The 24,845-nt window shown below is 35.3% G+C and carries 14 protein-coding genes; all 14 read right to left on the bottom strand.

Going from position 1 to position 24,845, the window contains the following annotated elements; translation table 11 throughout:
* Nucleotides 1–5 precede the first annotated feature (5 nt).
* Nucleotides 6–755 (bottom strand): undecaprenyl pyrophosphate synthase, encoded by a 750-nt coding sequence (gene uppS, locus C1631_RS20080; protein ID WP_103247772.1) that lies wholly within the window; start codon nt 753–755, stop codon nt 6–8.
* Between the two features lie 5 nt (nt 756–760).
* Nucleotides 761–1,651, bottom strand: coding sequence for a type IX secretion system protein PorG (gene porG, locus C1631_RS20075; protein WP_109713845.1), 891 nt, complete (start codon nt 1,649–1,651; stop codon nt 761–763).
* 213 nt (nt 1,652–1,864) lie between these two features.
* A complete protein-coding gene (locus C1631_RS20070) occupies nt 1,865–4,363 on the bottom strand; it encodes an exopolysaccharide transport family protein (protein WP_103247767.1) in 2,499 nt (832 codons plus the stop codon).
* 5 nt (nt 4,364–4,368) lie between these two features.
* A complete protein-coding gene (locus tag C1631_RS20065) occupies nt 4,369–5,235 on the bottom strand; it encodes a polysaccharide biosynthesis/export family protein (protein ID WP_103247768.1) in 867 nt (288 codons plus the stop codon).
* Between the two features lie 38 nt (nt 5,236–5,273).
* Nucleotides 5,274–6,392, bottom strand: coding sequence for a glycosyltransferase family 4 protein (locus C1631_RS20060; RefSeq protein WP_109713844.1), 1,119 nt, complete (start codon nt 6,390–6,392; stop codon nt 5,274–5,276).
* A gap of 106 nt (nt 6,393–6,498) precedes the next feature.
* On the bottom strand, nt 6,499–7,500 hold the full coding sequence (locus tag C1631_RS20055) for a glycosyltransferase (RefSeq protein WP_103247770.1): 1,002 nt from the start codon (nt 7,498–7,500) through the stop codon (nt 6,499–6,501).
* Between the two features lie 3 nt (nt 7,501–7,503).
* Complete coding sequence (locus tag C1631_RS20050) at nt 7,504–8,574, bottom strand: formimidoylglutamase (RefSeq protein ID WP_109713842.1); 1,071 nt, start codon at nt 8,572–8,574, stop codon at nt 7,504–7,506.
* Between the two features lie 146 nt (nt 8,575–8,720).
* Nucleotides 8,721–11,282, bottom strand: coding sequence for a type I DNA topoisomerase (topA, locus tag C1631_RS20045; RefSeq protein WP_109713840.1), 2,562 nt, complete (start codon nt 11,280–11,282; stop codon nt 8,721–8,723).
* A 54-nt stretch (nt 11,283–11,336) separates the two neighbouring features.
* The gene (locus C1631_RS20040) at nt 11,337–12,485 is read right to left on the bottom strand and encodes a hypothetical protein (protein ID WP_103247792.1); all 1,149 of its coding nucleotides are present in this window, start codon (nt 12,483–12,485) and stop codon (nt 11,337–11,339) included.
* A 214-nt stretch (nt 12,486–12,699) separates the two neighbouring features.
* Nucleotides 12,700–15,978, bottom strand: a complete 3,279-nt coding sequence (locus C1631_RS20035) for a hypothetical protein (RefSeq protein ID WP_109713838.1) — start codon at nt 15,976–15,978, stop codon at nt 12,700–12,702.
* Nucleotides 15,979–16,288: 310 nt separating this feature from the next.
* Nucleotides 16,289–21,001 (bottom strand): T9SS type A sorting domain-containing protein, encoded by a 4,713-nt coding sequence (locus C1631_RS20030; RefSeq protein ID WP_109713836.1) that lies wholly within the window; start codon nt 20,999–21,001, stop codon nt 16,289–16,291.
* A gap of 413 nt (nt 21,002–21,414) precedes the next feature.
* Nucleotides 21,415–22,473 (bottom strand): acyltransferase family protein, encoded by a 1,059-nt coding sequence (locus C1631_RS20025; protein WP_109713834.1) that lies wholly within the window; start codon nt 22,471–22,473, stop codon nt 21,415–21,417.
* A gap of 23 nt (nt 22,474–22,496) precedes the next feature.
* Complete coding sequence (locus tag C1631_RS20020; protein WP_109713833.1) at nt 22,497–23,636, bottom strand: EpsG family protein; 1,140 nt, start codon at nt 23,634–23,636, stop codon at nt 22,497–22,499.
* Nucleotides 23,633–24,637 carry a hypothetical protein gene (locus C1631_RS20015; RefSeq protein WP_103247442.1) on the bottom strand — a complete coding sequence of 335 codons (1,005 nt, stop codon included), beginning with the start codon at nt 24,635–24,637 and terminating at the stop codon, nt 23,633–23,635. Before C1631_RS20015 ends, C1631_RS20020 begins: the two co-directional genes overlap by 4 nt.
* Between the last annotated feature and the right edge of the window lie 208 nt (nt 24,638–24,845).

Raw genomic sequence — 24,845 nt, 5'->3', positions numbered from 1 at the left:
AAAAATTATTGGTCTTGTACCTGCTCTCCGGTTAATCCGTATCTTCTTTCTTTATTTTGATAATCAACAATACATTGGAAGAAGATCTCTTTGGTGAAATCTGGCCACAAGACATTTAAAAACTGTAATTCGGCGTAAGCAATCTGCCAAAGGAGGAAATTGCTTATTCTTATTTCACCGCTCGTTCTGATTAATAAATCTACAGCAGGAAAATCTTTGGTATAGAGATAATTTTCGAATAATTTTTCGTCAATATTCTCAACATCTACTTTTCCTTCTTTGACATCAGAACTTATATTTTTTACAGCATTTAATATTTCGTTTTGTGAACCATAGCTAATTGCTAATACAAGGTTACCTTTTGTGTTTTCTTTTGTAAGGTCTACCACACGCTGTAACTGATCTTTTACTAAAGGAGGTAATTTTTCCAAATTTCCTATTACATGCATCCTCAATCCTTTGCTAAAAATCTCTTCTGCTTCCAGAAGTAATGTTTCTACAAGCAAATTCATCAGCGTGTTGACTTCTTCAGTTGGACGACTCCAATTTTCTGAAGAGAATGTATATAATGTTAAATAAGGGATATTGACCTCATTACAAGCATTAATGGCATTTCTTACTGCATTAATGGCATTTTTGTGACCGAAAGTTCTTTCTTCGCCACGAGATTTTGCCCATCTTCCATTGCCATCCATAATGATAGCTACGTGTTTTGGTAAATTCTCAGAATCTATTTTATCTTTAATCAACGACATATTCATTAATCACAATAACACGGAGGTCTTCCAAACGAGTAGGTTAACCCTAAGCTAAAGGTATTCATCCAATCTTTAGACTTAGTATCTCCGATATTTCTCTTGTTTACAAACTCATTTTCTCTTTCTTTAGCAACCGCATAATAATTACCTGATTGCAACAATGAGCCACCGGTAGCCGGATCTAAAATATCTGCATTAAACGAAGATTTTACATCGCTAGATAAGATTTGACTATGATCCAACTGATCAGTCAATGTATATCTAAAGGTAGCTTCTGCAAATATAGCCCAAGTATGGTTAAATTTGTATTTTAAACCTACACCAAAAGGAATATGCATTGTAACTTTCTTACCTAATGAATATTCTGTTGTAGTTTTAAAATCCATTTCATTGATTGGAGCTTGTGCTACCCCGTCAGCATCTCTTCGGAAGTCATTCACAAGATTGGCCTTAGGTGCGTCAAACATGAGGGCACCGATTCCACCAAAAATATATGGACTTACCATACTTATCTGCTCATTATTTATGGGGAAAAAGTTATATTCAAACATTAAACTTGCTTCATATACATTGTTTTTCCCGTATGAGTTTCTATTTCTTCTATATTCTTCTTTCGCAGCTTTATCGCTAAACTGAATCTGATTATATCCTAAATCCAATCTAACGGTTTGATGCGGGTTAAAATTAAATCTGTATAACAACCCTCCATAAAATGGGATGCCCCAATCTGACACTCTGTTTAAATCCAACGGCTTTTGTAAAATATAATTTGTCCTTCCTACATCTCCCACTAGGTTACTCATACCCAGACGAACTCCCAATTCGTTTCTTTGTGCTTTAACACTTACCACTCCGAGGAAGGCAAGGAAGCTAAACAATAATTTTTTATTCATAAAAGAATATGGATTTATGGTTATTTTAAAATTTAATTTTTGCAAATATAAAACATTTTTATATTAATGATAATCTTAATGTTTAGTTAAAAATAAACAAAAAAACATAATTTGTTATAAAGTAAACGGCAAAGTGGCAAAAATATTCTTTTTTCCATAGATTGAAAATACACAAAGTATGAAAAAACCCCCATCAGATGAGGGTTTAAAGCTCTATTTTTTATTAAATATTGTCTGTACCTTATTCCTGATCCTGATCAATAACGGCTCTTTGTAATTTTTATCTTCATCAAAATAGCCATAACCGTAGCCATACCCATAACCGTACCCATATCCATACCCTTGTTTTACATTATAGTCATTATAAATAAGGCCAAGGTGTTCAATTTCATTATTATGATACTTTTCAGTAATCATTTTAAGCATATACTTTTCAGTATATTCATGACGAACCACATAAATATTGGCATCAGAATATTTCATTAATTCATAAGAATCTGCAACCAGACCAACCGGCGGAGAATCAATAATGATAAAATCATATTTTTCCTTCAATTCTTCTATAAATTTAATATTTCTCTGACTCATCAAAAGTTCAGAAGGATTCGGAGGAATCGGGCCTGAAGTTGCTACGTCAAGATTAGGAATTTTTGTTTTATTAATAATCTCGTCAATTCCTACTTCTCCTGTCAGGTAGTTTGAGATGCCATATTTATTATCAATCTTAAAATCACCAAAAATCTTAGGTTTTCTAAGGTCCATTCCTAACAGGATGGTTTTCTTATCACTTAATCCTAAAACCGATGCTAAATTGATGGAAATATAGGTTTTTCCTTCCCCACCAATAGAAGATGTTATCAATATTACTTTACCTTTTTCATCGTCGTTATTCATTAAGAACCTTACGCTAGCCCTTATTCCTCTAAAGGCCTCCGAAACTGAAGACTTAGGCTGCTCCAAAACAGTAAGCATATTTTCATTATTGTTGTTTCCAATAACACCAAGAAGCGGAATTTTGGTAGCTCCCAGTAATTCTTTAATATTCCTGATCTTATTATCAAGGAGTTCACCAATCAGGATAAATAATAATGGAAGCAACAGCATTCCTGAAATAATCCCGATTTTTGCCAACTTCACATTAGGTCCTATTGGTCTTTGTCCTAAATTCTTAGCCGGGTCAATGACTGTAATATCAGATTGATTGGTTGCCATTCTCATTTGGGTATCGTTCTGTCTTCCTAAAAGGCTGTTATAAGTAGCCTCAATCATATTATACCCTCTTTCAGCATCCATATATCTTCTTTCTTTTTCAGGATAAGAAGTTAAGTCGGAATTGGCACCGGCAATTTCACGGTCTATTTTATTAATCTCTTCATAATACCTGTTATAATATCCTCTCAAACTATTGGATGAGCCCATTTTTGCTTCATCAATAAGCCTATTGATCTCTCTCATAGGTTCTGATGAAGGCTTATAGATGGTTGCCATTTCTGATCTTTTGGCATATAAAGCTTTAAGTTCAGAAACTGTTGCTGTAAAAGTGCCGTCTTCAAAACCAGCAGCATTTGTTCCAATCATTTTATCAAAATTCTGAGACTGAAGCGTATTTTTGATGTTGTTGAGAGAATTGATTTTGCTTATAAAATCAGCTTTTTTAGCTTCAAGTTCTTTTATTTTATCCAGAGATTTTTCATCTCTGTCTTTAATATTATAAAGTTTTTCTGAGGTTTTTAAGTAGTTCAGTACCGTTGCACTTGAATCAAGTTTTCTACGGATCTTATTCAGATTATCTTTTAAAAATACATCTGTATTCTTATTAACAACATTTTTATCCGCGAGTCTCTTTTTCTGCAGCTCTGCAACAGATTTATTAAGAAAATTCACGGTACTGTTAAGGTTATATCCTTTTTTACTAATGATCATAATAGACTTTATTTCTTTATCAAAGTCTACTCCTGTTGTAGAAACGATTTCATCCACACTCTGGTTGATCGAATTCAGGCTAATGATGATATTATCCAGTTTAATTTTAGAAGTAACCGGATTCTTAAGCAATCTGAACCTCAGGTTAGGAGAATTATACCATTCATTAATTCTAATAATTTTATTCGCTGGTCTATTGTATGGGTTGATGCTCTGAAATCCTTCTATTTCATAGTTGTATAAGTTTGTAGACTCTCCTTCTTCAGGTAAAACCACTTCATAAGCCCCCTCTCCTTTTGGGTTCAGCGTAATAGGATAATTAATCTGCTGCAGATGTTTTTTATCAATCTGAAGAAAGACAGGTGAATCATCTTTATCAAGATATGTTGATTTTATAAGTCCTTTGGTAGAATAGTTTACAAAAAGATCCAATTCTTTCACCAAAAATTCATTGTGTGATCTGGACAAAAGCATTTTCTTCAGATAAAGCCCGTCCTGATTTCCAGTATCTCCCCAAATGAAGTTAATAGACTGGTTAGACTGAGTTGGTAAAAATTCAGAAGCTTTACTGGATGTACTTAAAGATAAATCCGAAGCATATACATTTTGTGCATAGTATTTACTGTACATCCAAGAAATGGTATACCCAATAAATAACATCAAAACAAACCAATACCAGTTTTTAAGGATTCTTCTTAAAAAATGTTCAATATCAAACAATGCGAATACCCCATACTTTTCTTTCTGGGTTTCGTTTTTTCCTACTTGTGTATCTTTTCCTGGAATCATAGGGATTAAAGTCTTTGTAGGATTGTATATAAAGTTAACGCTGTTGTAATCGCTGTTACACTGGTAAGCAATGTCTGAATCGGATCTTTTCCGAATCCGTTCAAGCTTTTTTTCCTGGTATTAAGATAAATCTCATCTCCATTCTGTAAATAGTAATAAGGTGAGTTCATGAGATCTTCACGGGTAAGATCTATTTTAGCGATCTTGATTCCTTCCGGCAATTTTCTATGGATCACCACTTCCTTTCTGTCAATGGTTCTGTTTAAACCTCCATTAATAGCCAATGCTTCAGTAATCGTAAGAGTATTTTTATGTGCTACTTTTTCTCCTGATAAACCGGTAGTTTCGACGTCTCCCAGGATATAATAGGTAATTCCATCCGTATTTAATCTTACTTCAGTCTTCCCTTCCTGGAAATTTTCATTTACTTTATTCTGAATCTCTTTTGTAATGTCATCCAATGTTCTTCCTTCGGCCTTTACATAGCCTATTCCAAATACATTAATATCCCCATTGGAATCAACTTTTAATCCGTTAAAATAGAAATTAACATTTCCTCCAAAATTTGATCCTGTACCACCTCCTAATCTTCCTCCTGCCACTGCCGCACTCGTAGAGCCTCCACCTACCCCTCCGGAGGTGTTATAGGAAGAATAAAATTGTGCCGCATCACCCTTTGGGGTTGTTACAATATTAAGGTTAAGGATATCATTTTTGGTAATCCTGTAAATGGGAATGTTGTAGGGAACAAGACCTTCTTCATTAATTACAAGACTTTCATTTGGCTGCAAATATCTTACATCCTTTGTAGTAATGCATGAGATAACTAAAAAAGGTAATATTAAAAATAAATACTTAAAGTTCTTCATCATATTTGAATAGTATTGTTTACAAAAGTAATATTTAATTGTTAATTTTTGTCATTTCTTAATCGGTACAGTAAATCTGGTAAGTAAGCTCCGAAAAAGCCTAATAAAATAATAACCAGCAACAGAAGGTTAACATTGATATGTCTTAAATAATAAGCAACCCCAACAATCATTAAATAATAAAGAATAATATAAAATGAGGATCTTCTGTGGGTAAGATCAAGTTTTAAAAGTTTGTGATGGATATGATTCTTGTCTGCATCAAATGGCGATTTTTTGTTATAAAGTCTTACAAAAATGACATTCAGGGTATCTACAATTGGTAAAATCAAAATAGCTACTGCGATAACAGGTGCAGACTGCAGGTGATATCTTGGAATCCCCGCTATTTTTTTATCAATAAAAATATCAATAAAACAAATAGAGGTGAAAGCCAGTAAAAAACCCAACAACATAGAGCCTGTGTCCCCCATAAATATTTTATTGGTTCGGTAATGAGACAAATTATAGTATAAAAAAGCCAATACAGTTCCAATAATGACTACTGAAAGCACAACAAGCGGATAATTATATTCTCCTAGTCTGTAATAGCTGATTCCAAATAAGGTGCTGCAAATAATAGAATACCCACCAGCCAGGCCATCAATACCATCAATAAGGTTGAATGCATTGATCAAAATAATAAAGGTAATGATGCTAAACAGTATACTCACAAAATACCCCAGCTCATATACCCCGAATATCCCGAATAAACTTCTGATTCTGATATCTGAGCCAATAACGACCAGGGAAGACACAACAATCTGTGCAACAAGCTTCTTATAGGCTCTCATTACCACAATATCATCCATCACTCCTACATACAGGAGAATAATTAATGAAGCAAATAAAAACTTATAGAGATCAAACAGCTCATATGCAAAAATCGAAGCGCATATTCCTATAGAATAAAATATGGCGATCCCCCCAAGATTGGGAATTTTCCTGAGATGAGAACTTCTTATTCCCGGCTCATCCATAAGATTCTTTCTTCTTGAAATCTTTACGATGGTAGGAATGGAGAAAAAAGTGATTAAAAAGGAGAACAGGAAGCCAAACCCTATTTTCACATAGAAAATAGAAATTCCCGATTCGCTTAAGAACAATTCTAAATTTTTCATTCTTTTTCTTATCCAGTACACCTGTATGTTTCATAAAAACCTGCAATACAATCCTGTAGAACATGAGTATGCTTGTTGGTCGAAACAATAGTACTTACATTTGTGTTTACATCAATTTTCTTATCAGTTTTTTCTGCCCAGCAAAAAACAATAGATAAAAAATTTTTTTTTTCAGTGGCAAATATAAAAGATAATTTTTACCAAAACGACTATAAGTCAATATATCTTGAATTTTTATTTGTCTGTCCCTCATAAAAATGCTCAACTGATCAGCCATTTTAAAAAAAATTGTTTCATTTTTTACGAATGCCATATAGGCTAAAAATGAATAAATACCCTCAAAAATCTGAAAGTTCTTCAGCTCTTTTACCTTATGAGCATACCTGGATTCACCAAATACCTTTTCTACATCAGCAACTGCTTTCAGAATGTCAAGACCTTTTTCAGTATGTGTTTTTGAGATTGAGTCACTCCGTTCAAAATACTGATAGTGGAAATTCTGAGTCTGAGCAATTCTTTCACATTTTAATAAAAGCTGGGGAATAAGCTGAATGTCTTCAAAATGGACTCCTTTCTTAAATCTTTTCTGCTTAAAAAGCTCTCTTTTGAATAATTTATTACAAGCAAAATAGCTTAGGTCAGAAAAAACCGAAAAATGATCATTCAGTTCTATTATTTCAGGCATATCAGGAATCTGGGTAAGTTTTTGAGTGACCTTCCCATGTTCATCCACTTTCTGAATATTAGCGATAACCATTTTCGTCTGATATTTTTCTGCCAGAAGAAACATTTCTTCAAACATCTTTTCTGTAACATAATCATCACTATCAACGAAGCCAATATAATCACCTGTTGCCCGGTCAATACCAAAATTCCTTGCATCACTCAAGCCTCCGTTTTCTTTTGTGAAAGCTTTTATTTTTGCTGGATATTTCTGTTCATAATATTCAATAATATCTTGAGAGCGGTCTTTACTACCATCATTAATTACCAAAATTTCAATATCCTGGAGAGTTTGATTAACAAGGGAGTCAAGACATTTTGCCAAATAATTTTCGACATTATAAACGGGAACGATAATGGAAACTTTTGAGGGAGCTCTTGTCATACATTAAATTTTCGTCAACCTTGCACTTAACCACCCTTTTTTAGCATCATCAAAATCTCTTCTTGAACAAGGAATGCAGTTTTCTATATTTTCATCATCTCCAAAATACCACAAATTACTAAAAGTATCTCGTTTAAAGGCATATTGTCTGTCATCAATCAATACATAAAATAACTCAAAATGTCTTTCTTTCGGATGTGACCTTTGGATATTAATACCTTCAATCAGATACCATAGCATTTGTGCCAGTAGCTGATGATTCAGTTGATTTTCCGAGTAAATATTATAATTAAAAATACCCACTGTTTTAAGGTTTTCACTCAAACCTATTTCTTTCATATATGCACAAACCTCTCTTCTATTCAGGCCATTGACCTGCGGATTCATTGAAAAAGGCTCGCTAAAACTTTCAATAGCATCACAATTGACAGTAACCAAGTCTGCTTTTCTGAAGAAGGGTTCCGTTTTTTCAGTGGAATTCATCATTTCAGCGAGGCGGATAATATCAAATTCCACTTCTTTAATCAGCCTTACGGAATCCATTTCATTCAAATGTTTCTGATATCCCAAATGATGATAATTTTTAATGGAAAAATTCTTAGCACCAAAAATTTTGCTTAAAAAGGTATATTCATTAATTTGCTCACCTTGTTTAAGGGAAATAATGTTACTGATCTGGGTATAATTGATATTCTTTTGATGGAAATTCAGGGTCGAAAATAAAGAAAAAGCAAAATCATTGGATCCTCCGATGATAACCGGAAGAGCTCTTTTGTAATGACATGCTGATAAAACTTCCTGTAAAATATAATGAGTATCCTGTACGGTTTTCCCGGAAACCAGATCTCCAAGATCCACTACAGGAATTTCGAAATCAAGTTGTGAGAGCTTATAAAATTCTTTTCTGACAGCAGTAAAATCCTGCACTTCAGCCTCTCCGTTTGCCCCTCTGTAGTCCGATACAAACAAAAGAACGATGCTATCCTCTTTTATATCTTTCGTAATCCGACTTCCAATCTGCCAGCTTTCCGCTTTGAAATTTCTTGGTGAAATGATAAAGTCTTCAAAATCCATATTTTACTTAAATGTGCTAATTTATTATTTTCTTACTGTAACAAACATACAAAAAACCGTAGCAACTTTGCAGATGTAGTTGATTTTTATTCATAAAAAAAGCCGCCAACACTATTTGTTAACGGCTTTGTATTATTATTTTAATATTATTTTTTTTTGGCAGCAGGTTTCTTGGCTGTGGTGGTCTTTTTGGTGGTTGCTGTTTTTTTTGCTGCAGGTTTTTTCTTCTCTGCAAAAGCATTTTTATCCTGATCAATAATCCACTTTTTTACTTCATCCAAAGAAATTTCTTTCAACTCATCTGCATCGTACTTGGTATCATCCTGCTTCTTTGGAATTTTAAACATTGCTTTTCCAAATTTAACGAATGGCCCCCATCTCCCGTTTTCAATAGAGATTTTTTCTTTTTCCCATTGCTGGATATATCTGTTTGCCTCTTTTTCAAGCTTAGCATCAATCAGTTCATTGATATCGCTTTGAGAAAGGTTATCGAAATTATATTTTTTCGGGACATTCACGAAAATACTTTTGTATTTAATGAACGGGCCAAACCTCCCTGAGCCTTTAGTTACAGGTTCACCTTTATATGTAGCAATCGGAGCATCTGCTTTTTTCTTTTCATGAATAATCTCCTCAGCACGCTTCTGATCAACAGAAAGCGGATCTTCACCTTTCGGAATACTGATGAATGCATCCCCCCACTTCACATAAGGTCCGAATCGTCCAACTCCGACAGAAACTGTCTGTCCTTCAAATTCATTAAGATCAAAAGGCAATTTGAATAATTCCATAGCCTCTTCAAAAGTAATAGTCGCAATATTCTGGCCACTCATCAAAGAAGCAAAAATCGGTTTTTCCTCATCATCAGTCTCACCAATCTGGATCATTGCTCCAAATCTTCCGATTCTGGCGTGAACGTTTTTACCGGTTTTAGGATCAACCCCCAACAATCGGTCTCCTGTTGCACGGTCAGCATTTTCTTCAACATCTTCAATTCTTGGATGGAATTTGGAGTAGAAATCAGTCATCATTTCTTTCCATTTCTGATCACCATTGGCAATCTCATCGAAACTTTCTTCTACTCTTGCAGTAAAACCATAATCCAGAACCTCCCTAAAGTTATCAGTCAGGAAATCATTAACTACTTCACCAATATCTGTAGGAACGAATTTATTTTTATCTCCTCCAAATTTCTCATCAAGAACTACTTTTTTGATTTTATCTTTTACTAAAGACATTTTGATCACTTCACGGGTTTGTGGTTCGATCTCACGTTTATCCACATACTCTCTGTTTTGGATGGTCTGAATTGTCGGAGCGTAGGTAGAGGGTCTACCAATTCCTAACTCTTCCAGTTTTTTTACCAAACCAGCTTCGGTATATCTTGCACTGGGTCTTGTAAACTTTTCAGTTGCAGTGATGGTTTTATAATTTAATATTTCTCCTACAGCTACTTTTGGCAACAATTTCTCATTGTTTTCATCATCCTCTTCTTCTGTTTTAACAATACCATACGCTTTCAGGAAACCATCAAAAATAATGACTTCACCCTGAGCTTCAAAATGATGAGGCAATGAAACATTTCCAATTTCTATCACCGTTTTTTCAATTTTAGCGTTAGCCATCTGTGAAGCAAGAGTTCTCCTGTATATCAGTTGATATAACTTATTCAACTGAGCATCACCGATACTTTTCACTCCAAAGTCTGTAGGACGAATCGCCTCGTGGGCTTCCTGTGCAGAAGCAGATTTTGTTGTATAGTTTCTTGGAGAAGAATATTCTGCTCCGTATTCTGATATAATTTGTTTTTTAGCTCCTTCAATAGCTTCCTGAGAAAGGTTTACTGAGTCTGTTCTCATATAGGTAATAAACCCTTCCTCGTAAAGTCTTTGTGCCAGACGCATCGTATTGGTCACATTATATCCTAATCTTGATGAAGCTTCCTGTTGCAATGTAGAAGTGGTAAAAGGTGCAGATGCAGAACGAGTACCAGGTCTTGTTTCAACATTCAGAACCTTAAACTCTGTTGTTTTTGCCTGCTCAAGGAATTTTTCTGCGTCTTCTTCTTTTTCGAAGTCTTTTTTTAGTTTAGCAGCAATTTCCTGCTCAGTCTTATTTAAAAAGATTCCATCCAATTTAAAGCTCGCCTTTGGAGCAAACTCACGGATCTCTTTTTCTCTTTCAACGATTAATCGTACTGCTACAGACTGTACTCTTCCGGCAGATAGTCCCGGTTTTACTTTTTTCCATAGTACCGGAGACATTTCGAATCCTACAATTCTATCCAGAACTCTTCTTGCCTGCTGGGCATTTACTAAATTCTGATCAATATCTCTCGGATTATCAATAGCTTTTAGAATGGCATTTTTAGTAATTTCATGGAAAACAATTCTCTTCCTGTTTTCAGGCTTCAGCTTCAATTCATCAGCTAAGTGCCATGCAATAGCTTCCCCCTCCCGGTCCTCATCGGAAGCAAGCCAAACCATATCAGCTTTTTTAACTGCGGCCTTTAATTCTGTCACCAATTTCTTCTTGTCCGCTGAAACTTCGTAATCAGGACTAAAGGTGGCAAGATCTATTCCCATCCCTTTTTTAGGTAGATCCCGGATATGACCGAAACTGGATTTCACTTCAAAATCCTTACCTAAATATTTCTGAATAGTTTTTGCCTTTGCCGGGGACTCTACGATTACTAAATTTTTCGACATTCTAAAAAAAATTTTTTGCAAAAGTAAAGCTTTTTTATTATATACTTTTTGAAATCACATTTTATTTAACAATTCCAGAGGAGCAACAAATAGTCTGTAGAGTATTCCTTCGAAGGTAAAACCCTTGCCGGACATTTCCACTCTATACAGTAGGGATAGGAGTATAATAGCCATTATTATAAAGAATCTCCTGTCGATTACTATTGGTTCATAGACATATATTGAGTTGCCGTTTTTGAGCATCATTGCGAAAAGCACAATAATCAACATCATGTGGATGTACATCCACCTCCCCCAATCTATTGCCAGATAAAACAAGGGTAGAGAGAAGATAAAGGCTCCAATCAATAAAATACATAAAATCTTTCGGTCATTTAGATATTTTAAATAATAGCCGATATGAAAAACACTGATCCCTAAACTTATAAAATACAGTAAATACTCGTTAAGATGTTCTTTGATATACTGTCTCTCATCAATATTCCAATAGAAGATTCCATATGTAGGATGAACCCCTCGTCTGCTCAGGATTTCCAGCGACATCCCTTCGTTTACATTTTTACCAAATAAAATAACAGCAGCAGCGGGAATGGCTACCGCCAGAAAGAACTTGATATATCTTTTAATCTCAAGTTTTCCGTTTTTTACATATAGGGCAATCGCAAAATAAGGAACATAGAATAAGGTAACCTCATGCAGGAGTGTACTTACAAAAAGTAGGACACAAAGTACATATTCTTTATACTTTGAAAGCTTATCGTGATCTAAAAGGTACACAAAGTAAGTAAACAGCAGAAATACAATAAATTCTTTCTTTCCTACGTAGGTTACTGTATTCAGAAGACCTACAAAACCGATTGATGAGAGCAAAAGGGACAAATAAAGCAAATCCGTCACTTTATACCTGATCAGCTTTGTGTAATACCAAAAAAACAGGGAAATAATAAGGAACTGAAAAAAGTAAACAATATAGTTAAGACTGAATCCCGTGAAGTCCTGAAGAATAAAAAAGAAACTTCCTGACAGTCCTCTTCTTTTAAAACCCCCGTCTTCATAGTTAATGAGCCAGTCGGCAAGAATATACCCGTCATCTTTAAGGTTAAATGCCAGAGTAAATGCGAGAGTATAAATGGCTGTAACAGCTGTAAGAAAATAAATAAAGATCTTAATATTAAAATGTTGTACAAATTTTTCTAGCCTCATAGTGTATTTTTAAAATTTGCAAAAAAGGAATAAACAGAAAACTTATTCCACAATTTTTACAAGTGCTAAAATTATGAATTTACAGCTATTGGCAAATATATATTTCATTTTTTAACAAGATTATTCTATTCTCTGAAGGTAATATCCTGTTTTTGAATCAGGAATTGAAAAAAAACCGGTTCTGGCGTGAACCGGCTTGCTTATAAAATTTATTTTACTTTTTTTCCACAGCAGGTTCTTCAATTATTGTAATCAATTCTCTTGAAATTGTTTGTGTTGTTGAAGATAAAGTCGTGATCTGATCTTTGGGAATGGGACCAGATTCGTTTCCGCTTGCGTCAAGCTTCACTTTTACACACCTGCAATTCATTCCGAAATAAGGATCATTGTTATCATGAAAAGCAATCAGTCGATTAGCTGAAGAAGCAGCATCCCAAAGAATATTAACAGGTCTTCCTATATAATTGGAAAGCAAAGCCCCGGTCCAGATTCCCGGATACTGAAAATTAATTGTATTATAAGTTCCTGCAGCATTTTGATTTGTAATCACGCTTCTGAACCCTCTTGAGCCTGAGTTGGGATAATTTCCCACTTTGTATGATGGGTCGTTAAAAGTATACCCAATGGTAGAAGTTGTGCTGGGGTTTCTTGCTCTCGCTCCCAAATAATCGTTAGTCACACTAAATATTGTTGCTACATTTTTATCTTTTTTATACCATGGTGAGATACCGAAATCCTGATTCGCCGTAATGGAAGTTCCCGTAAGATCCGGAATTCGCCATCCTTCCGGACAAGGATCAAAAGGAGATTTTTTTGTTGCTCTTCCCCATCTGTCGGGTGCCAGATTAGGTTCATCCGCCAGCCAATCTGTTCCATTGGTGTAATTGGGCGATGCGCTGCTATACGTCGCAAAGGTACTCGGAATCATATAAATGAGTGGATTTCTTACTGAATAAGTTAAGACTTTTGATATTTTATCTGCTATTTTATCCGTCGCCAAAACATTGGCATTCCCAGCATTTGTATACGTATTGAATGGTACAATATAGCTTCCTGCCATGTTATTGTATGTGGCAGAGGTTAAAGTGGTATATGCTACAGTACCACCTGTCCCTGTTGTTCCTAAAAATATAGTAAAAGCCCCTCTGTTATCTGCATACTGAAAAGTAGGAATAGGGTCCTTCCTCCCCCATTGATAGTGAAGCCCCGTGGAAGCCCTGATCTTTGCCAACTCAGCTGCAGTAGGTGTTAATGGGTTTACAACTGTCGGAAAAGCATCTGTTGCCCCCAAATTCCTATCCATAAATTCTGTCTGCAATGGAGCCGAACCTTTGTCTATGTAATTTACATAATTGGTAACTGCTGTATTTGGTAATTCTGTTGTGTAAGAATTGGAAGTGACAGGGGTATCCGTAACCCATATATGCCAGCTCCAGTATACAGGATTAGCAATATTACCATTATGTAAAGTAACTACAGCGTTTCCACTTTGGTTAGGACTAACGGTAATTATAATTTTAGTATTTGAAATTTCCGTTAATGAGCCCGGTGACTCATTAGACATTCTCACTTTATTGATCAAGCCTGTATTGGTACTCCAGAGAACGTTAGCTTTTAAATTATTAAAATTGGATGAGGACAAGATATCTCTATTATTCAAAATCTCACTCTGAACAGAAAATGCTTTACTTACCGGTATTTCAAGGGTAACTCCTGAAGTGCTTTTTACAATCTGATAGGTATTGGGGTTATTAATTCCTTCTCTATATTCCATAATTGCCGGCAAATACTCTGTGGGGAAATCGTAGTTATTAACCATATACAAAGGATCTTTTATACACCTGCATGCATTGGCGCCTGAAGTCTCACCTGCCGCTAATGGCATATACCAATATCGCCCTTTTACACCGGGAAAAGCAGCATCAGGAATATCCGGCTGATCCTTATCGGGGACCATAAATAATGCGCGGGCTCCAACAACGGGTGTATTATCAAACTGTTTTGCCATAGTAGCCGTCCACAAACCGATATGATGCTGATCTGTATATTGTCCCTGGTGAACTACGAGTCCTATTTGTCCCGTTCCCGGAAAAATCCCCATATTAAAACCATTTACATTGGATAGATCAAATCCTGTATTGGCATATAGCTTAAAGCCTTTCATATAATCGGGGGTATTGGAATCCGTGGGTTTTATCACATGATATTTATTAGCCTCGAAGGTATTTTTACCCATAGTCGTTCTTACTCCAAATGGAGAAAAGTCTATCCTCACATCATCTATATAGGATTGAGATGCCAGATTTGCCACCAACATGGAAGGAATTCTCCACCCGTTAGGACATGGATCATAGGAAGATTTATCTCTGTAGGGTTTTGCATTGCTGTCCTCATTATAATTTGCATTTATTTTTCCTTGTGAATTATCAGACCACAGATTTAACTCGGAAAGTTGAGAATCGGGAATGGATGAGGATTTTCCAAACCAGTTGACCATTAAAGTGGCATTGTTATTATAGTAAGCAGGCCCCGAGTTATCATCTTTATTAACATAAATAAGGCTTAACGGATTCCTGACTGAAACCTTAATATTATTACTTACCTCAGCACTGGCCAGCGGAACAAATTTTCTAAGATCATCAATTTTCACCGATCCGACCAGGTTTTTAGCTCCTCTGTGTCTGACTCTTCCGATGGATCCTGAAACTTCATAAAAATCATCTCCTTTTAAAACCAAAGGAGGAATAGGATCTTTTCTCCCCCACTGATACAACAGCCCTCCATTTTTATTCCATTCTGTTCCTGTGATGGTATTTCCGACTGCTCCCAGGTTACGATCCATCCACCTCCAATCAGAATCGGGAATCAGCTCTACTGCTCCATTATTCCTTTGCCTCGACACTCTACTAAAACTTTTATAGGCTGACCCATTTTCAGGGGTATCGGTTACCCAAATATGCCATGACCAAAAAATTTCACCATTAATCCTTAGGGCAACGACAGCATTTCCTTCTTTTGATTTATTAATGGGAATCTTTATTTTAGCATTTTCTCCGGAATCTGTAATTTGTAATGCATATCCAACGCCTGATTTTATTAAGCCCGGGGTATCTTCCCAAAGAACATCTGCCGTGACCTGCCCCGCAGGAATTCCGGAAGAACCAAGAATTTTATCCCGCTGCCACATGGCATAAGCCTTTCTTACAGGAACATACAAACCTTCATTATTCTGGCTTGGATCAAAAAGATAACTGTTCGGTGCTTTTGTCCAGTCTTTCCCGTCATCATCATTCTGACTTTTGCTTATCTCCTGGGACCTTCCTTTTACTGCCTTCACTTTTTCCGAAGTTACAGCGATTGTATCCCCGTTATTCTTTGAAAATTTCCTGGTAAAAGTTGGTTTCTTTTTTAACTCCATACCATTGACAGAGCTGATCCATATCAATACCAGGCAAATGAGTGCCACTAACTTTTTCAATACTGTTTTTTCCATGTTGCTGATTTTTATATAAACTAAAATACACCCCTATATTTTTGATATAAAAAAGCTACATTTAAAACAAATTACAATCACATAAATTAAATTACAAACACAAAATTCATCATAATTACTTTACAAATAAGAATTACACAATAAACCAATTCAAAAAATACACCAAAAGGATCAAGAAATATGATTCTTATTATTCAGCTCATTGAGAATGAAACCGTCTAATGAATTTGCATTTATACCGTAGACTATAGTTCACAACAAAAAAACCGGAAGAAAATATCTCCCGGTTATAGTTTATGAAATGGTTTAATTATTCCTTAATGATCTTAACTATATTTTCAGAATTATTAATTCTTATCAGGTAAGCACCCGTAGTTAAAGCAGAAAGGTCTGTTTGTTCATTTTCAAATTTTCCTGATTTCACCAATTGTCCTGACATATTATAAATCTGATAATAATATTCTTTTACCTTATCATTTCCTTTGATATGCAATATACTCTTTATCGGATTCGGAAATACTTCAAATTTAGTCTGAACAATCTTTTCTTCTACGACTGCTTTCGCCAAAACATCAGTTGCTTTGGCAGTTGAAGCTGCTGTCACCTGTAATCTAGGTATCGGGCCCGCTTCGTCTGCTCCGTCAGTTTTTATTTTCACACAACGACAGCTTGCTCCAAAGTAAGGATCGTTATTATCATGAAATGCCTGAATAAAATTTTGAGGCACACCACTGTCATACTTTTTGAGGAGGAGGTTAATGGGTCTGCCATTAAAATTTGAACTAAGTCCAGCTGTCCAGAAACCAGTATACAAGCTACCATTAGCATCACCTTCAGAGGAAGCAAAATTAGGAACCGTATTCGTTGTAACACTTCTGTATCCTCTCATACCGGTAAAAATGGCATAATTACCAATGGTATACCCATTATTCGGGAACATGAATCCTGCAATTCTTCTTTTTCCAACTCTCACCTGGATTCCAAAATTATCTGTTATAATTCTATAGGCACTTGCAGCCCTGTATCCTTTTCTATACCAGGGACTAAGGCCAAAATCTTCCTGTGCAACAGGATTTGACGGAACGATAATTACTGAGACAGTAGTCAAATCGGGGATTCTCCAACCTTGAGGACAAGGATCAAAAGGAGATTTCTTATCCCCTCTTCCCCAGCGGTCTGCGGCTAGATTCGGCTCTGCCGCCAACCAGTCTGAACCTTTTCCTGTAGCATCCAGGGTGCTTGGCACCATAAAAGCCAACGGGTTTTTAACAGAATACGATAATACTTTTGATACTTTTTCCGAAGGTTTATCTGTTGCTAATACATTAGCGTTGGAAGCATTGCTATAGGTAGCATAGGGTTTAATATAATTGGTATTGTAACTCGATTCAATTAAAGGGGTGTAGGTAATGGTCCCGTTTGGAGCCGTAGTCCCTGTCCAGTATTTTACAGCATCAGTTTTATAACGATACTGTCCATAATCAATATCCGAAGCCGTTCTATATGTTGGGATAGGATCTTTTCTTCCCCATTGATAATGGAGCCCACCGGAAAGCATAATCTGTTCCGGAGAGCCAGGCAATGCTGTTTCAGGGTTTAAGTTATCTCCGTAAATAGTAGGAAAAACTTCTACCGCTCCTAAATTTCTATCCATGATTTCAGTGTCAAGAACTTCACTTCTTTTTGCAAAATTCACATAGTTTGTTGCATTAGCATCCGGCTGGTCTGTTATATGACGATTTGATCCGATAGCAGTATTGGTCACCCAAATGTGCCAGCTCCAATAGACCGGATTTGTAATGCTTCCGTTATGTAATGTAACGACAGCATTTCCACTTTTATTTGGGTTAATGACCACTTTTATCTTTGAATTACTGATTGCAGATAAAGCTCCCGGTTGATCTACCGAAACCTGCTTAATCAAACCTGTATCCGTTGTCCATAGAACATTGGTTTTTAAATTATCAAAATTTGAAGCATTTAAAATATCCGGATTGTTCAGCAATTGACTTTGAGCTGAAAAAGCTTTACTAATTGGAATTTCAATAGTAGATTCTGCAGTAGATTTTACGATGGTATACGTATTTGGATTGTCTAAACCTTCCGTATACTGTCCTTCTGTAAAGAAATCTGTAGGGAAGTTGTAATCATTCACCACATAGAGAGGATCTTTGATACATCTGCAACCATTAGCACCTGAAGTCTCTCCCATAGATAATGGCTGGTAGAAGTATCTTCCGTTAATATTCGGATAGTTTGGATCCGGAATGTCAGGTTGTTCTTTATCAGGAACCATAAATAGCGCTCTTGCTACTATTGATGGAGAGGCATCAAAATGTCTGGTCATAGTTGCTGTCCATAAGGCTGTATGATGTTGATCTGTATATTGTCCTTCATGTCTGTTGATGAGCAATTGTCCGGTACCCGGAAATTTTCCCATATTAAATCCTCCAACATTAGAAAGATCATATCCTACATTCGTGTAAAGTCTAAAACCTTTCATAAAATCAGGTGCCCCAGCATCTGTAGGTTTGATTATCTGATAGGTATTGGCTTCAAAAGCATTTTTACCCATATTGGTTTTTACCCCCAAAGGAGAGAAATCAATTCGAATATCATCAATATACGTCTTTGATCCTCCATTAGCCACTAATACAGAAGGAACTCTCCAGCCATTAGGACAAGGATCATATGAGGATTTATTTCTGTAAGGCTGCGCATCGTTATCATTCAGATAGTTATCTTTATATTTTCCTTCTGAATTATCAGACCATAAATTAAGCTCAGAAAGACGATTGCTTGTAAGATCAGGTGATTTCCCAAACCAGTTTAACATCAATGTCTTTGCGGTGTCATAATAAGCAATATCTGCACTGTTATTACCAACATAGATAAGGCTTAAAGGATTTTTAACAGCAAGAGAAAGGTTGTTTTTTACATTAGCACTGGCCAATGGAACAAATTTTCTAAGGGCATCAATTTTAACTGAGTTTGCAGTATACTGTGCATTTCTGTGTCGGACCCGCCCTATAGAGCCTGAGACTTCGTAAGAATCATTTCCTTTAGCCGTCAATGGAGGAATGGGATCTTTTCTTCCCCACTGATAAAGCAATCCCCCATTTTTATTCCAGTTACCTGAAGTTAAAGAGCTACTCATTGCTCCAAGATTTCTATCCATCCAACCCCAATCCGAATCCGGGATCAGTTCAACGGTTCCGTCTTTCGTTTGTCTTTTTAGCCCCGCAAAACTTTTATAAGCAGAACCTTTGGTGGGATCATCCGTAACCCAGACATGCCAGGACCAATAAATCTCACCATTTACTTTCAATGCAATCACCGCATTTCCTTTTTTGGATCTGTTAACGGGAACTTTAATCTTTGTATCTTCCCCGGAACCTATCAGTTCCAGACTATAATTAGTTCCGGATTTAATCAGACCATGCATATCTTCCCATAATACATCTGCAGTTATTGTTCCTGCCGGAATATTAGACCCACCAATATATTTATCCTTTTGCCACATCGCAAAAGCTTTTTTAATCGGTATATAAAGGCCATCTACCGTATTTTCGTTCTTGTCTTTCCCTGTAAAGATATAGCTGTTGGGAGCCTTGGTCCAATCTGCAACACTATAATCAGAAATCGCACCCTGATTTACTGTAAAACAGCCGTTTGAACACTCTGAAGTGTCATTATAAGCATTTGTGGAACCAAAGACTCCGGTGTATTTGATAAATTTGAAGATCTCCTTCTCAATATCCTGCATCGATCTTTTAGTCTGATAAGAGGTCGTGACATCATTTCTTAACGCACCCACACCATATAAAGTCATCTCTGAAGTATTGGAAATAATAAGATTTTCCGATCCAGGGCCTCTTCTCGCTTCATAATTACCATATCCAAATAAAGGAGCTCCATAATTACTAGTACTGTTTGGGGTAAGGTCTATGTACGTACCATCGCTTTTATAAATCCTTAATCCCGTTGATACACTTGAAACAATAACAACGGGCTGTTGATCCGGTATAAACTCTGATAAATTTTTCCATGTTTTGTTATACAGATTAAAATATCTGCTTTCTATAAACGCCGGGTTTTTCCAGTTAAAATATCCGGGGCCATTAGGTTCTTCCGGCCATTGGCTAAATTTTATAAAGAATCCATTTGCAGAAAATTTACCTGCAAACATGTATATGGGATCATCATAGCTGTACAGGTAAGGAATCGGATGCCCGGCTGCTGCATTATAAATAAATTCAGGAGTAGAACCTAATGTATCACTGATAATTCCTGTATTAACTAATTTGACAGATTGAACACCATTTGCCTCTGTTATCAGGTCTGATGGACGAGTTGGAGAGAATACAACATTGTCCTTTTTATTATCCATCAATACATTGCTTAATTTATTCCAGAAATGTGCAGATGTTACCCTGTCTTTTACTCCAATCACCTTCCCATTGCTGTTGGTCACCAGAGATCCTTCTTTTTTAGGAGTTAAAAGCATGGTATATTCATTTTCATCCAGATCACAGCTTGTCGCTATATAATCATTAAGCTTATAATGATGAATGCTTTTGTCCCAGACAACACTGTTGAAATTACTGAGATTTGTATCTGAGCTTAGCTCTACTTTTACGTTATAGGAGCTCTGAACGGAAGCAGGTAACTCAAAGCGGGCGGTAAGAATTTCATTATATTGGTTATACGAATATAAAACCTTACACCATACGCTTATCCAGTTACCCTGCACATCCTGATACTTGATCGAGAGTTTTACATGATCATTTGTAAATGGTTTTGTAAGCTTTCCGCTCATCACGACCAATCCTTTTTCATTGATATTCTGATTAATAACAATGAGAGGATCCAGATCATAAGTAAATGGAGCGAGAGAAGAATGGAGCACTGAAACTCCTGCTTTTTCATAAAGTTCCGGAGGAGAAAATCCCCGTGAAAAAGCATGACTTGACACCATACAGAATGTTGTTGCCAAAATCCTGGAAATAATTTTTGCTTTCATAGTTGTTTGAATAAATGTGTTTAAACTTGATTATTTTCTCCCGAAAAAAGAATATCGGGTATCATAAGAAAGATAGGGGTGAATGATTTCACTAATTTTTTTGGTCATCATGGTTTAGTTGTGTTTATATTTTAATCCCTGTTTAGTTAGGGAATGAGTTTTTGCAAATATATAAAAAAACAGATTCAAGTTACTATTTTCAATAAAATTCTAATAAACAACACATTATGATTTAAAACACAACAATTTTAAGGTTATAAATCCTACATATTGGGGAGATTTTAGAAAAAAAGACATACAAAGCCACCTATCTTTCAAACAACAGGGCAAAAAGATACAGGTAGTTTCAAACAAAAAAAAATACCTTTTAGAATCAGGCAAAAAAGAATAAAAAATGGAAATACTCCCCTTTTCTATTTTACATTTTTAAGAATTGATTTTAATTTTTTCTGAATCGGAGGCTCAAGATATTCAGCAACAATATATGCCACAGGAATTACAAGCGAAAAAGAAATAATGGGTAAAAGCCAGTAAGGAACCTGAATATGCTTATCAATTTTCACCATCCATGAAATCATCATATTTTCGTGCAATAGATATATAGGGTAACTTACAAAACCAACAAAAGTAAATAGTCTCATTGAAAAAAAACGTTCCATTCTTTTCCAGAATAAAGCTCCTACAAAAATAAGAATCAGGATGATAAGATATAGATTTCTAATCATATCCTGAAGTTTATACATGTAGAACATTGCACATATTGTTGCAATAACAAAAGCATACAGATACCTCCTGTCTCTCTCCTTATAGTAAATATAAATCAATGCACCGGAAACAAACCATCCGAAATAGACAAAGTTTCCGATGTAGGCCTTAAATTTTAATAATCCCATAGGAAGTAAATGATGGAACTCTAAAATCTGAAACGACACCGCCACCAAATAAATAATAAAAATACCTAACAGCGCAAGATTCCTTTTAAACAGATAATAAAGAGCGCCGAAAATCAGGTAAAATTTCACTTCAATATATAAAGACCAGAATGATGATTCCAGAACCGGAAAATCTGTTTTAAAAATACGTTCCAACAACCCCTCATCAACAAATAAAATGCCGGGGATCAGAGATTTCAAGCCAGGAATCCCTAAAGGTCTTTCATAAAAAAAAACTGCAGTACTGTAGATAATTAGGGAACAAATAAGCATACTTGGAAAAAGCCTTACCCATCTGTTTTTAATAAATTGAATAAAACCGGATGTTTTTTCCATCGACATCAAAATGACAAATCCTGATATCAGAAAAAAAAGTTGAACACCTAAATCTCCATATTTCACAAGGATATTATCTTTAAATGAATCTCCGAAAGGATAGTTTTTACTCCAGATATAATATCCATGAAAAAGGAAAACCAACAAAATAGCTAGTCCTCTTAAACCATCTAAAACTAAAATTCTATTTTTCTGATCAGACATAAATAATAAAATATGAAAATACCCTACGGAAGAATATGATTCTTATAAAGATCTATGGTAAATCTACCTGCTTTTATATTTCTGAAACTAGAGAATACTACAAAATTGAAAATCACCAGAGCCATAATAAACGCATGTATGGCTCTTCTCATCCCTTCTGAAACCACAAACATTGTATTTGGAATTAAAATATAGGCAAATGCAAGGAAGGTCCCTGTTAATCTGGACGAAAAAATCGGATTATTTCTAAAAATAAAATAGAAACAGATTCCTATCACGGTATAATTTCGGTGATATTCATAATAAGGGTATTTTTCCTTCATTTTGGTATCAAATGCAAAAAGGAAAAAGGTAGAAATTGCCAACATGGCTTCCGGAATCCCAAACCCTCCGTTTAATCTCTCCACGGTTTCATCAACATAACCGTTGAAACCTTCCACTAAAGTACTTCCTGACATCATACTTCCTAATAAGCTTCCGAAATACCTATACACCTCAAACGGAGATAAGAAAATTGAGACTAAAATCAAAAGAAGCATCCATATTTTATTCAATGGAACCCGGACTATCCAGTACATCGGAAGCATTAAATAACAAACATTATGGATTCCCGCCGCGAGATAAATCCACAAAAGATACATCCATAGCTTCCTTTCTTTTATATATCGTATTGCATAATAGGCTATGAAACATCCTAAATTCTGTCTGATTTGTCCACTCTCCCCAATAAAAAATCCGGGGATAAAAATAAAGAGTAAAAAGGTAAAAGGATAGTGCGTATTTTCTTCAACAAATTTTGTTTTGAAAAACGTTACAAGTGCTGCAACTACAAAGGTCAGGATATAAAAGGGAGCATCAAAAACATTGATTATAATCTTATTAATCAAAACATAAAGCCATTCCAGCTCCACAATTTGTGGACCTTTTATTGAAAGTGCTGCAAGAAAAATACTTATATAATCCTTCGTATCAGAATACACATAAATACCTACATAACTACCATAATCCGGCCCTACATTATCCCGAAAACCCGCAAGAATGACAAGATATACCGCCAAAATATAAAGCGCCCTTTTATTTGTCTTCCCGGAATAAACTTCCTGAAAACTAAAGATCATCATATAGATAATCGCAATTATAAAATAAGGATGCAATAAACTCATTGGATGGGTAGGGTATTTTTAAATTGATAGGAAGTAAATATAAATCCTGTAAGAATTAAAGGAATAAATAATCTGACCTCCCAGAAAAGCCCTACCATAGCAATCATTACCAGATAAGGGGTGGAAAAAAACAGGTATTTTCTTATCAACATTCTTCCCTCCTCATTACACAACAGATAACTGAAATATAAACTTATCGTCCCAAATAAAAGACCACTCAGGTTAAAAGGGCTGCTGAAATTATCACGAAAATAAACTCCTTCAACAAAAGACACCTCCTGATGGATCATCATCCTAAGTCCTGCATAGGGAACGATAAAGACGATTACAAGAAATATAAGTTCCTTAATGAAAGTAAAATCTCTGTTCTTCAATTTTTTAAAATCAATACAAACCGCTGCAAAAAAAGAAATGTTCAGGCATGAGGTTTCTCTTACCAGTGTAGAAATGAATACAATTATACACAAAAGGATAAAATGGGTAAATTTCCGATCCTGCAGGTATTTCAATGTGAGTAATGCTCCCGAAAGATAAAAGAAAATTGCAATAGAATCACAATTGGTAGGAACATACTGTACAATAACGATAAAAAATATGGCTAGAAGGTGGATCATCTTTCTAATATTTGCATTTAAAAGGATGTCTGCCGATTTTAATTTAAAAATAAAATGTAAAATAATTGAAGACAGTACAAAAAAGAAACTGTTGATCAGAAAAATACTGTGGTAAAATAATGTTCCTTGTTTTAGAAGAAAATTTTTAAGAAATGAAAGGTAATTATTTACAATGAAGGTTACGACTTCCGTAACATGTACACTCAGATAATTAGGAATCACCCTGTAAGCATATACTGAAGAGAACATAAAGTCAGGAGCCTTCTCCATGGTTTTCAATCTTACATAAGAAGATTCAAACCCATAGTAAGACATCGCAAACAGCAAAAACGGGAGTATTATTACAAATAGGAATCCGTTTATTTTTTCATCATTTTTTGTCAACATATCAAAAACAGATTCTTATTTTTTTAATAATAATTGTGGTTTAAAATACATTTCGTCAAAAGGGAACATTTGCAAAAATAGAATAATTTTTCATTCTGCCTAGAATATTTTATTGATTTTCAGCCAAAACTTATTGTTTAAGTATTTTGAACTTACTCTTAAAAAATTAAATTTGCAGACTTGATTTACATGCAATGCATCGCTTTTT

This window comes from Chryseobacterium phosphatilyticum (genome assembly GCF_002899825.2).
GTDB lineage: Bacteria > Bacteroidota > Bacteroidia > Flavobacteriales > Weeksellaceae > Chryseobacterium > Chryseobacterium phosphatilyticum.
This window is presented reverse-complemented; position numbering and strand designations above follow the sequence as displayed.

Excerpts from the sequence above, each read along its gene's own strand:
- C1631_RS20030 (WP_109713836.1), bottom strand. The coding sequence starts at position 21,001 with ATGAAAGCAAAAATTATTTCCAGGATTTTGGCAACAACATTCTGTATG.
- C1631_RS20015 (WP_103247442.1), bottom strand. The coding sequence starts at position 24,637 with ATGTTGACAAAAAATGATGAAAAAATAAACGGATTCCTATTTGTAATA.
- C1631_RS20020 (WP_109713833.1), bottom strand. The coding sequence starts at position 23,636 with ATGAGTTTATTGCATCCTTATTTTATAATTGCGATTATCTATATGATG.
- C1631_RS20070 (WP_103247767.1), bottom strand. The coding sequence starts at position 4,363 with ATGATTCCAGGAAAAGATACACAAGTAGGAAAAAACGAAACCCAGAAA.
- C1631_RS20055 (WP_103247770.1), bottom strand. The coding sequence starts at position 7,500 with ATGACAAGAGCTCCCTCAAAAGTTTCCATTATCGTTCCCGTTTATAAT.
- topA (WP_109713840.1), bottom strand. The coding sequence starts at position 11,282 with ATGTCGAAAAATTTAGTAATCGTAGAGTCCCCGGCAAAGGCAAAAACT.
- C1631_RS20040 (WP_103247792.1), bottom strand. The coding sequence starts at position 12,485 with ATGAGGCTAGAAAAATTTGTACAACATTTTAATATTAAGATCTTTATT.
- porG (WP_109713845.1), bottom strand. The coding sequence starts at position 1,651 with ATGAATAAAAAATTATTGTTTAGCTTCCTTGCCTTCCTCGGAGTGGTA.
- C1631_RS20060 (WP_109713844.1), bottom strand. The coding sequence starts at position 6,392 with ATGAAAAATTTAGAATTGTTCTTAAGCGAATCGGGAATTTCTATTTTC.
- C1631_RS20025 (WP_109713834.1), bottom strand. The coding sequence starts at position 22,473 with ATGTCTGATCAGAAAAATAGAATTTTAGTTTTAGATGGTTTAAGAGGA.
- C1631_RS20050 (WP_109713842.1), bottom strand. The coding sequence starts at position 8,574 with ATGGATTTTGAAGACTTTATCATTTCACCAAGAAATTTCAAAGCGGAA.
- C1631_RS20035 (WP_109713838.1), bottom strand. The coding sequence starts at position 15,978 with ATGGAAAAAACAGTATTGAAAAAGTTAGTGGCACTCATTTGCCTGGTA.
- uppS (WP_103247772.1), bottom strand. The coding sequence starts at position 755 with ATGTCGTTGATTAAAGATAAAATAGATTCTGAGAATTTACCAAAACAC.
- C1631_RS20065 (WP_103247768.1), bottom strand. The coding sequence starts at position 5,235 with ATGATGAAGAACTTTAAGTATTTATTTTTAATATTACCTTTTTTAGTT.